A 10,584-nucleotide genomic window follows, 5' to 3' on the forward strand; every position below is an offset into this window, starting at 1 on the left:
GGCGTCAGAGCCGCCCGGTCGCCTTGGCGCGGACGTACGCGTCCGCCACGGCCGGCGGGACCTGCTCGGGCGTGCCGCGGACGACCTCGGCCCCGGCGCGACGCGCCACGTCCCCGACACCGTCGGCGTCGAGCAGCGTCCGGGTCGCCGCGGCGCGTCGGTACACGTCGCGTTCGGCACCGGACCCGGACGGGAGGCCCGGCACCCGTCCGCCCCGCCGGTCCGGTTCCGCGCGTCCCGGCTCCGGGACCCCGTCCGCCATCCGCTCGACGGTCGGGTCGGTGACGCTGGTCACGACGACGGCGTGCCGCCGCGTGAGCCGCGGGAGCACCGCGAGCAGGTCCGCCGAGGCGCCGACGGAGTCGAGGCTGGAGACGAGCACGACGAGGGAGCGCGAGGTCGTCACCGCGTCGACCAGGCCGGGCACCGCCGCCCAGTCCGTCGCCGCGAGTCCGGGCTCCGCGAGTGCGAGGGCCTCGCCGAAGCGCCGGACGACGTCGGTCCGCGTCGCGCCGTGGACCCGCTGGCGCACGCCGTCGTCGAGCACGACGAGGTCCACGCGGTCGCCCGCCGCCGACGCGAGCGCGCCGAGGAGGAGCGCCGTCTCGATGAACGTGTCGAGTCGGGGCTCGTCCTCCACCCGACCGGCTCCCGCCCGACCGCCGTCGACGACCACGACGACCCGTCGGTCGCGCTCGGGTCGCCAGGTGCGGACCACGAGGTCCTGTCGTCGGGCGGTGGCGCGCCAGTCGATCGACCGCACGTCGTCGCCGCGGACGTAGTCACGCAGGGAGTCGAACTCGGTGCCGTGGCCGCGGAGCTGCAGGGTGGTCTCGCCGTCGAGCTCCCGCAACCGCGCGAGCCGCGAGGGCAGGTGGCGGCGAGAGCGGAACGGTGGCGTGACGACGAGTTCCGCGGGCGCCGCGACGACCCGCTGCCGGGCGGCGAGCCCGAGGGGGCCGGCGGTCCGGACGGCGACACCGGTGGTCGATCGCCGCCCACGGCGGAACGGTGCGAAGCGGACGCGGAGCGCGCGGCGCTCCCCGGAGGGCACCGTCGCGCGGAGTCGTCGGGGCGTCTGACCCGCGGACGGCTCCCACATGTCCCGGGCGAGGGCGCGCAGGGTGCGGGAGCCGTCGTTGACGAGGACGAGGGTGCCGTCGGCGGTCGTCCCCCGTCGCGCGAGCCGCGGCATCCGGCGCTCGACCCGCACCTGCCGCAGGTCCGCGGCGAGCAGGACGTCGAGCCCCGCGGCGAGCACGACGACCACCATCCACGCCACACCGGCCCACGCGCTCCCGAGCAGCACGACGGGGACGATCGCGACGGCGAGGAGCGCGACGAACCGACCGGAGACCGCCACTAGAACGGGACCCGGACCTGCTCGACGACCTGCTGCAGCACGCCCTCCGCACCGACGCCCTCGAGCTCGGCGTCCGCGGCCACCCGGAGCCGGTGCCGCCAGACCGGCACGAGCATCGCCTGCACGTGGTCCGGGGTGACGGCGTCGTACCCGGTGAGCCAGGCCCACGCCTTCGCCGCGGCGAGGAGCGCGGTCGCGCCGCGCGGGCTGACGCCGACCCGGACCGACGGCGCCTGTCGTGTCGCGCGGGCGAGGTCGACCACGTACGCGAGGACGTCGTCCCGCGCCCCGACCGCGCGGACCGCCCGCTGTGCCGCGAGCACCTCGTCGGCGCCGAGCACCGGTCGGATCCCGGCGGAGCGGACGTCCCGCGGGACGAAGCCGTCCGCGTGCCGGCGCAGGACCTGCCACTCGACGTCCCGCGGGGGCACGTCGAGCGTGAGCTTCACGAGGAAGCGGTCGAGCTGTGCCTCGGGCAGCGTGTAGGTGCCCTCGAACTCGATCGGGTTCATCGTCGCGGCGACGAGGAAGGGCTCGGGGAGCGGGCGTGCTGCGCCGTCGACGCTGACCTGGCGCTCCTCCATCGCCTCGAGCAGCGCCGACTGCGTCTTCGGCGGCGTCCGGTTGACCTCGTCGGCCAGCAGCACGTTCGTGAACACCGGTCCCTCGCGGAACGGGAACGTGCCGGTCGATGCGTCGAAGACGAGTGACCCCGTGACGTCGCCGGGCATCAGGTCGGGCGTGAACTGGATGCGCTTGGTGTCGAGCGACATCGCCGCCGCGACGCTCCGTACGAGCAGGGTCTTCGCGACCCCGGGGACGCCCTCGAGCAGCACGTGCCCCTGCGCCAGGACGCCGACGATCATGCCGGACACGGCGCCCTCCTGCCCGACCACGGCCTTGCCGACCTCGGCACGCAGGCGACCGAAGGCCTCCCGGAGCGGGTCCGGGGCGGTGGCCGTCGGGGTGTGGGCGGGGGACGGATCGGTCACGGTCGTGCTCCTCGTCGGTCGCGGTGGGTCGTGTGTGTGGTCGTGGGTGCGGTCGTGGTGGGGCCGGCGGCCGCCTCGCCGGTCGCCGTGCGGACGGCCCGCTCGAGCTCGTCGAGCGCCGCGGCGCCGTCGACCAGGGCGCGGTCGTCGTGCGTCGGCCCGCCCACGAGGACGGCACCGACGGCGGTGTCCGGCCGCCCGGTCGCGCGGGCGGCGGCGCGCACGACCTCGTCGACGTGTGCCCCCGGTGGGAGACCGAGCCGGCGTGCGGTCCGTCGGATGGCCGCGATCCTGAGGGTGTCGAGGGCGTGCGTCCGGTCGCGGGTGCGGGCGTAGAGCCGGGCCCGGCCCTCGGTGGTCTCCGCAGCGCGCACCACGACGGGCATGCGCTCGACGACGAGCGGCCCGAGTCGCCGCCCGCGCCAGACGCCCGCGGCGACGGCGACGAGCCCGAGGAGGAGCAGCGCCCCGGGCACCCACGGCGGTGCCAGCGAGCCGAGTGTCGGTGCGGCGTCGGCGGAGGTCGTCGTCGGGGTGTACCAGACCAGGCGGTCGGCCGAGCCGAGCAGCGCGAGCCCGAACGCGGCGTTGCCCGCCGTGGTGACCGTGTCGTTGCGGAACGCCGCGGTGGTGCCGACGAGGGTCACGTCGCCGCCGGCCGTGGAGGTCCGGACCAGGCCGGCGACGCGGTCGTCGCCGGTGCCGGTCGGGACGCAGAGGTCGGTGTCGGCCGGTGGGCGGACCGTGTCGGTCGGGCGGTAGCCGGACCCGGTGCTCGTGATCCGACCAGCGGCCTCGGCTGCCGGTATCGCGCACCCGGCCGTGGAGACGACCGCGTCGCCGGTGACCGGACCGGCCGGCTCGACGCCGAGGCCGAGCGCCTCGAGGGACGTCGGGTCGTCGGAGAACAGGACGACGTGCCGGGCCTCGCGGCCGAGCCGACGCGCGACCGCGGGGTCCAGTGCTGCGGCCGAGTCGTCGACGAGGACGGTGCTGCCCCGGAGGTCCCCGGCGTCGAGCCGGTCCACGCGGTCGACGACGTCGACGGTCGTCCCCTGCTGCTCGAGCACGCGGACGAGGGCCTCCGCACCGCTGGCGGTCGCGGACCGGGGGTCGAGCGGGTCGCGGGTCGGACCGGTCGACGACTGCACCGCCGCCGTCAGCGCGGCGAGCAGCACACCCACGAGGACGACGACGACCCAGAGGACGACCCGTCCGCCGCGACGGGGCGGACGGGCGTCGGCACCCGTTCCAGCACCGGCGGTCGGGGGAGTGCCGTGCGTCGCGGTCGTGGTGCTCACGCGGGGACCGCCGGGACGGCCTGGGGGTGTGCCGTCCGCACGGCCTGCTCGGTGTCGAGGACCGCTCTGGCGACCGCCTCGTCCGCCGAGCGGCCGAGGTACCGGACGTCGTCGAACGCGCGCGCCGCGGCGTCGATCCGCTCCGCCTGCTCGGCGAACAGCGGTGCGGCACGGCCGGCGACCGCCCGGGCCGTCGCACCGGGCACGTCGCGGACGAGGTCGCGTTCACCGAGCCCGCGGGCGAGCGCGCGGTAGCCGTCGAGGACGGCACCGGACCAGTCGCCGGACCGCAGCGCTGCCCGGCCGGCGTCGCCGAGTTCCCGCGCCGAGCGGATGTCCTCGGCGTCGAAGACCGACCCGTCCGACGTCGGTGTCGTCCGTGGTCGGCGACGGGGCAGGCCCCGGGCGACGACCACGAGGACCACGACCGCGACGAGCACGACGACCGCGATCGCGAGGAACGTGTGCGTCAGGACGGGGGAGTCGAGACCACCGACCCGGAACGACCCGAGCCAGTCGAGGAACGCCCGGGAGGCACGGTCCCACCAGGTGGCCCGTGCGCCGTCGTACTCGGACCGCTCGAGCTCGCGTTCGAGGAGCCGTCGGGCCTCGTCCGCGCCGGGGCTCACGCGCCGCCGTCCGACGGGTGCCACCCGGGGCCACCCTGGTCGTGCGGCCCGGGCCACGGCTGCCCGGGCCACTGCTGCTGCCCGGGCCACTGCTGTTGCGCGCCCGGCCACGGCTGTCCGGGCCACTGCGGTCCCGGACGGGACGACCGGTCGACGGCGGGTGCCGGAGCGAAGGGGTCGGCGGGCTCGCCGGTCTCGAGGTGCGCGAGGATCCGCTGGTCGAGCGCCTCGGTCCGGATCCGCCGGTCGATCGCGAGGAACGTCACGATCGACGCGCTGAGGACGTCGGTCGTGCACTGCACGGCGATGGTGAGCAGTGCACCGACGACGACCGCCACGACGGCACCGGGCCCGATGCCGGCACTCGCGTCGGTCTGCCCGAGCGGGTCGAAGGTCCCTGCGGCGAGCACCGTGGCGAACGTCAGCGGTGTGGCCGCGATCGACGCCGCGATGCCGAACACCACCCGCACGAGCAGGACGATGCCGAGCGTGCGCCAGAACGCGCCGCGGGTGAGCCGCCACGACTGCGCCGCCGCCGAGAGCACCCCGCGGCCCTCGAGCGCGATGGTCGGCACGGTGAAGGCGAACTTCGTCCCGAGCCACGCGACCGCGAGGCCCGCGACGACGAACAGCAGCAGGATGACGGCGATGTACCCGCCGACGCCGGACGCGCCCGCCGACAGGGCCCCGAACGCGCCGAGGACGAGGGCGACGAACACCCCGCCGAGCACGGCACCGGCGGCGAGCTGCAGCAGGATCCACGCCAGCACGGACCAGCGCCGCCCGGCCAGGAGCGACCAGAGCCCGCGGAAGCTGCCCCGGCGACCGAGCACGCGCTGGCCGGTGTCGGCCGCCACCGGTGCGACGAGGAACGCACGGCCGAGGGAGGCGAGGAACGGCAGGGCGACGGCGAGCAGCAGGTACGTGGTGACCGAGCCGGCGAGGACGTCGTCGGACCCGCTGCCGCCGTCGAGGGCGGAGGCCATCCGCGACTGGAGGACCCGCTGCCCGAGCGTGCTCGCGATCGTCGACACCAGCCCGAGCACACCGCTGAGCAGCAGGCTCCAGAGCAGCAGGACGCGCGCGTTCCGACGGAACACCGTGAAGGCACCGGCGAGCACGTCCCCGAAGCCCAGCGGGCGGAGCGGCACGGCGGGCCGCTGCGGCGGCCGCGGCGGCTCGCCGTGCTGCTGCTGCTGCCACTGCGGCTGGTGCTGACCCGGCCACGCGCCGGACGGCTGTTGCGCCGGGGGCCGGGTCGGGCCTCCCGTCCGGTCGTCGCCGTCGCGCGAACCCGGAACCTGCCAGTCGGACATCGCCGCCCCCTCGTCCTGCACCGGCCGCGCAGCGGAACGCGCGACCCGACCCATCCTGCCGGAGAACGCTGCTCGACGGGTGCTCGGCTATCGTGACCGTAGGTGCCGGTCCGGCACCACCGCCCGCCACACGGAGTCCACGCCCATGACACCGCGCATCCTCGTCGTCGACGACGACCAGGCCCTCGCCGAGATGATCGGCATCGTCCTCCGCTCGGAGGGCTACGAGCCGGAGTTCAGCGCCGACGGCAACGACGCCGTCGAGGCGTTCCACGGCACGAAGCCCGACCTCGTCCTGCTCGACGTCATGCTCCCGGGCATCGACGGCATCGAGGTCTGCAAGCGCATCCGTGCCGAGAGCGGGACGCCGATCATCATGCTCACCGCCAGGGGCGACACCGCCGACGTCGTCGCCGGGCTCGAGAACGGCGCGGACGACTACGTGGTGAAGCCGTTCAACCCGAAGGAGCTCGTGGCGCGCATCAAGACGCGGCTCCGTCCGACGGCCGCCGACGCGTCGGTGCTGCACGCCGGCGACCTGACCGTCGACGTCGCCGCACACGAGGTCCGTCGGGGCGACACCGTCATCGCGCTCACCCCGCTCGAGTTCGACCTGCTCCGCGCGCTCGCCGAGAAGCCGAACCAGGTGTTCACGCGCGAGATGCTCCTCGACCAGGTGTGGGGCTACCACTACAAGGCGGACACCCGGCTCGTGAACGTGCACGTGCAGCGCCTCCGCGCGAAGATCGAGCACGACCCGGACAACCCGCGGATCGTCACGACCGTGCGCGGCGTCGGCTACCGGGCCGGAGGAGCCTGAGCACCGTGCCGCCGGGACCGTCTGGCGCACCCGCCCCGGACCGGACCCCCACCGGTCCGGCGTCGGCGACTCCCGGCGCGTCCGCGGGAGCCGGTGCATCCGCGGGAGCCGGTGCATCCGCGGGAACCGGCGCGTCCGCGCGCGGCCCGCTCGCGGGGGCTCCCCGGCAGCCGGCGGGCCGCGACCTGCTCGCCCGCGGCTGGGCGCTCCGCGCCCGTCGGCGCGCTCGCCGGTGGGTCCGACGGGGCTGGTACGCCGTCGCGTGGTTGTGGCGCCGCTCGCTGCTCGTCCGGTCGGTGGCGATCACCGTCGCGACGAGCGGCCTCGCGGTCGCCGTCATCGGCACCGCGGTCATGATCAGCATCTCGAACAACGTCTACGCGCAGCGTCGGGACCAGATCGAGGCCGAGTCGGCGCGAGCAACGGTCGTCGCCCAGGGCATCTTCGACGCCGCGACCGCCGCGTCCGACAACAACCAGACGGAGCTCGAGACCCTGCAGAGCGAGGCGCAGGAGGCGATCCTGTCCAACACGACGAGCCCGGGCGGCACGAGCATCGCCATCGAGCGATCGCCGGGGCAGTCGAGTCCGCAGACCCTGCAGAACCTCGCGAGCCAGGACTTCCCCGACGCGGTCATCACCGACGCACTGCGACGCGAGGTCGGCCGCGACACCGGACGGCTCAGCCTGCAGCCCGTCCAGCTCGAGGACGGCGGCCGGAGCGAACCCGGGCTCGCGGTGGGGTCCGTGCTGCAGGTCCCGAGCGCGGGGCAGTACGAGCTCTACATCGTCTACGACCTCTCGGACGCCCAGCAGACCCTCGACTTCGTGTCGCAGACGCTGTCGATCGGCGGCGTCGCGCTCATCGTCCTCATCGCGCTCGTGACGTCCCTCGTGGTGCGGCTCGTCGTCGTGCCCATCCGCGGCGCCGCCGAGACGAGCCGGAAGATCGCCGCCGGTCGGCTCGACGAGCGCATCCCGGTGCGCGGGCACGACGACATCGCGATCCTGGCGCGGAGCTTCAACGACATGGCGGACGCGGTGAGCCGGCAGATCACGCAGCTCGCCGAGCTGTCCCGTGTGCAGCAGCGCTTCGTGTCGGACGTCTCCCACGAGCTCCGGACGCCGCTCACCACGATCCGGCTGGCCGGGGACATGCTCTTCGACTCGCGCCACGCCTTCGAGCCGTCCGTCGGGCGGTCGGCGGAGCTGCTCCACGCCCAGGTCGAGCGCTTCGAGCTGCTGCTCGCGGACCTGCTCGAGATCTCGCGGTACGACGCCCAGGCCGTGCAGCTCGACACCCAGCCCGTCGTGCCGGCGTCGCTCGCGGCGGACATCGTCGAGGAGTTCCAGCCGCTCGCCGAGCGCGCCGGCACCGAGCTGCAGCTCGCGACCCCCGGTGGGCACACCACGATGCAGCTCGACGCCAAGCGCATCCGACGCATCCTGCGGAACCTCGTCGGCAACGCCATCGAGCACGGCGACGCCAAGCCGGTGCAGGTCGTCGTGGACAGCGACGCGCGCTCGGTCGCGATCGCCGTCCGCGACCAGGGGGTGGGCATGCCCCCGGAGGACGCCGCCCGCGTGTTCGACCGCTTCTGGCGCGCGGACCCCTCCCGCCGCCGCACGATCGGCGGGACCGGCCTCGGGCTCGCGATCTCGCTCGGCGACGCGAACCTGCACGGCGGGCGGATCGACGTGTGGTCCCGCCCCGGCGAGGGCTCGACGTTCGTGCTGACCCTGCCCCGCGGCGAGTCGCTCGGCACGGCGACGTCCGCCATCCCGCTGCCCGACCTCGACGACGCCTACGACGGCCCCCGTGCCGTCCGGGAGGACGACTGATGCGCTCCAGGTTCCGCACCGCGGTCGCGACGACGCTCGCCGCCCTCGCCCTCGTCGCGCTCACGGCGTGCGCGGCCATCCCGACCGGCGGCGCCGTGCGCTCGGGTCAGTCGATCAAGGACGAGTCCATCTCCGGGGTCGACTACCGACCGGATCGCCCCGTGCCCGGTGCCGACCAGACCGCCGTCCTGCGCGGTTTCGTCGCCGCCGGCACCGGTGCCCAGGACGACTACGCGATCGCGCGGGAGTTCCTGGCGAAGGGCTTCGCCGACGACTGGAACCCGCGTCGCGGCGTCACGGTGACGCAGGGGAGCGCCACCGTCGACCGCGTCGCCGACCGGGAGCTCACCTACACGCTCACCGCGAGCGCCACCGTCGGTGCGGACGGGGAGTACACGCAGGCCGTGCGGCCCACCACCTCCACCCTGACCTTCCAGTTCGTCCGCGAGGACGGGCAGTGGCGGATCGCCTCCGCACCGGACGGGATCATCCTGACGCCGGTGAGCTTCGAGTCGGTCTTCGAGCAGCACGCCCTGTACTTCTTCGACCCGTCCTACGACTACCTCGTGCCCGACGAGCGCTGGTTCCTCGCCCGGTCCTCGACGAGCACCCGGATCGCGAGCGCCCTCATCGCCGGTCCCGCCGACTGGCTCAAGGGCGCCGTCGTCTCCGCGTTCCCCGAGGGCACGCAGCTGTCGCTCAACGCGGTCTCCATCGAGAACGGCAGGGCGGTCGTCGACCTGTCCAGCGACGCGCTCCGGTCGAGCAACGACGACAAGCTCCGGATGCGGGAACAGCTCACGCGGTCCCTCGCCTCGGTCGCGTCCGTGTCCTCGGTGTCGATCACGTTCGAGGGGGCCACCTTCACCCCGCCGGAGCAGACGGGTACGTCGGCACAGGTGAACCCGGACGTCGACCCGCGCCCGCTCGTCGACCGCGACGACCAGGTCGGGTACGGCTCCGCGAACGGGAAGGTCGCGTCGCTCGGCGGGGGTGCGGGTGCCGCCGTCGCCGCGCTCGACCCCACGTCGTTCTCGCTGTCCGCCTCCGGCTCGGTGGTCGCCGTCGGCAACGACAGCGGCGTCGTGGTCGTGCGCGGCAAGCAGGCGGTGCGCATCGACGCGACGGACGACCTGGTGCCGCCCTCGATCGACGACCTCGGCTTCGTCTGGGTCGGCGGCGCGGGCGACACCGGTTCCGTCACGGCGTACGGCCTCGGCGGCGACCCGCACGAGGTCGCGACGAAGCTGCCGCGGGGCGGCCTCGTCTCCTTCCAGGTGTCCCGGGACTCCACGCGTGCGCTCGCCCTCATCGAGACGTCGGACGGGCCGGCCCTGTACGTCATGGCGATCCTGCGCGACGGGGACCGCACGCCGACGGCCCTCGGGTCGCCGGTCCGGGTGCAGGCCGCCACGGGCGCCGCCGTCGGTGCCGCGTGGGTGAACGACAGCGACGTGGTGTCGGTTGGGCAGACGGACGACGGGCCCGACGTCGTCCGGTCGACGGTCGGCGGGCAGTCCGCCGTCCTCCCGGAGCCGGACGGGGTGGCGCGGTCCGTCACCGGGGGCAGCGGCGGCTCGATCCTGCTCCGGATGGCGGACGGGTCGGTCCTGCAGTCGACCGGCGGCCGGTGGGACACCACGGGCATCGAGGCGGACGTGCTGGGCACCCAGCGCTGACCACTCGTCGACGCAGGGTGCTCCTGCACAGGCGTCTGGGCCGGGAGGCCCGTCCACCGTCGGCGGGACCGGCCCACCGGCACGGGTGGTCGGGTCCGACCATGGGGGCATGCACCCGACGTCACCTCCCGTCCGCCGCCACAGCTCGCCCGCCGGGACGTCCCGGCCGTGGTGGGACGCGGTCCTCGCCGTCCTCGGGCTCGTGCTGCCGGTCACGTGCGTGTGCTGCGGTGCCCCCGACCGGGCGTGCTGCGCGTCCTGCCGTGCCGGGATCGACGCCCGTCCCCGCCGCCGACGGCTCGTCGCGGGTGTGCGGCTCGACGCCGCCTTCGCCTACGAGGGACCGGTGCGGGTGCTCGTCCTCGAGCTCAAGCTGCGGGGCCGGGTCGACCTCGCGCCGGTGCTCGCCCCACGGTTCGGGACGCTCGTGGCCGCCGCGCTCGCCGATGCCCCCGGAGCGCTCCTGGTCCGGGTGCCGCCGTCGCGGGCCGGTGCCCGTCGGCGCGGCTTCGACCCCGTCGACCTGCTGCTGCGGCGGTCCCGCGTGCGGGCGCGGGCGCGGTCGCTGACCCGGCGGCGCACACCGCGACCGCGGGGGGCAGTCGGCCGCGGTGCCGCGAACGCCGGGACCGTCGGGGCCCAC

9 protein-coding genes are annotated in these 10,584 nt (G+C 75.3%); 4 read left to right on the plus strand and 5 right to left on the minus strand.

The window, feature by feature from the left end:
* Positions 1 to 4 precede the first annotated feature (4 nt).
* Genes H7A69_RS09470 through H7A69_RS09490 form a run of 5 tightly spaced genes read right to left on the minus strand, consistent with a single transcriptional unit; the run spans position 5 to position 5,601 of the window.
* Positions 5 to 1,363, minus strand: a complete 1,359-nt coding sequence (locus tag H7A69_RS09470; protein ID WP_182046805.1) for a DUF58 domain-containing protein — start codon at positions 1,361 to 1,363, stop codon at positions 5 to 7.
* On the minus strand, positions 1,363 to 2,355 hold the full coding sequence (locus H7A69_RS09475; RefSeq protein WP_182046806.1) for an AAA family ATPase: 993 nt from the start codon (positions 2,353 to 2,355) through the stop codon (positions 1,363 to 1,365). The genes H7A69_RS09470 and H7A69_RS09475 overlap by 1 nt, the downstream gene beginning before the upstream one ends.
* Complete coding sequence (locus H7A69_RS09480; protein WP_182046807.1) at positions 2,352 to 3,656, minus strand: DUF4350 domain-containing protein; 1,305 nt, start codon at positions 3,654 to 3,656, stop codon at positions 2,352 to 2,354. The genes H7A69_RS09475 and H7A69_RS09480 overlap by 4 nt, the downstream gene beginning before the upstream one ends.
* Positions 3,653 to 4,285 carry a DUF4129 domain-containing protein gene (locus tag H7A69_RS09485; protein ID WP_182046808.1) on the minus strand — a complete coding sequence of 211 codons (633 nt, stop codon included), beginning with the start codon at positions 4,283 to 4,285 and terminating at the stop codon, positions 3,653 to 3,655. Before H7A69_RS09485 ends, H7A69_RS09480 begins: the two co-directional genes overlap by 4 nt.
* Positions 4,282 to 5,601 (minus strand): glycerophosphoryl diester phosphodiesterase membrane domain-containing protein, encoded by a 1,320-nt coding sequence (locus tag H7A69_RS09490; protein WP_182046809.1) that lies wholly within the window; start codon positions 5,599 to 5,601, stop codon positions 4,282 to 4,284. The genes H7A69_RS09485 and H7A69_RS09490 overlap by 4 nt, the downstream gene beginning before the upstream one ends.
* A 145-nt stretch (positions 5,602 to 5,746) precedes the next feature.
* Here H7A69_RS09490 and mtrA point away from each other — a divergent pair, with 145 nt between their 5' ends.
* From mtrA to H7A69_RS09510, 4 genes are all read left to right on the plus strand, one after another.
* Entirely contained in the window at positions 5,747 to 6,421 is a 675-nt protein-coding gene (gene mtrA / locus H7A69_RS09495; protein ID WP_069712275.1) for an MtrAB system response regulator MtrA, read from the plus strand.
* Between the two features lie 266 nt (positions 6,422 to 6,687).
* Positions 6,688 to 8,262 carry an MtrAB system histidine kinase MtrB gene (mtrB, locus tag H7A69_RS09500; protein ID WP_411469359.1) on the plus strand — a complete coding sequence of 525 codons (1,575 nt, stop codon included), beginning with the start codon at positions 6,688 to 6,690 and terminating at the stop codon, positions 8,260 to 8,262.
* Complete coding sequence (locus tag H7A69_RS09505) at positions 8,262 to 9,941, plus strand: GerMN domain-containing protein (protein ID WP_182046810.1); 1,680 nt, start codon at positions 8,262 to 8,264, stop codon at positions 9,939 to 9,941. Before mtrB ends, H7A69_RS09505 begins: the two co-directional genes overlap by 1 nt.
* Positions 9,942 to 10,050: 109 nt before the next feature.
* On the plus strand, positions 10,051 to 10,584 hold a 534-nt coding region (locus H7A69_RS09510), incomplete at its 3' end, for a ComF family protein (RefSeq protein WP_411469360.1).

Source organism: Curtobacterium sp. ME26 (assembly GCF_903970945.1).
GTDB classification, from domain to species: Bacteria; Actinomycetota; Actinomycetes; order Actinomycetales; family Microbacteriaceae; genus Curtobacterium; species Curtobacterium citri.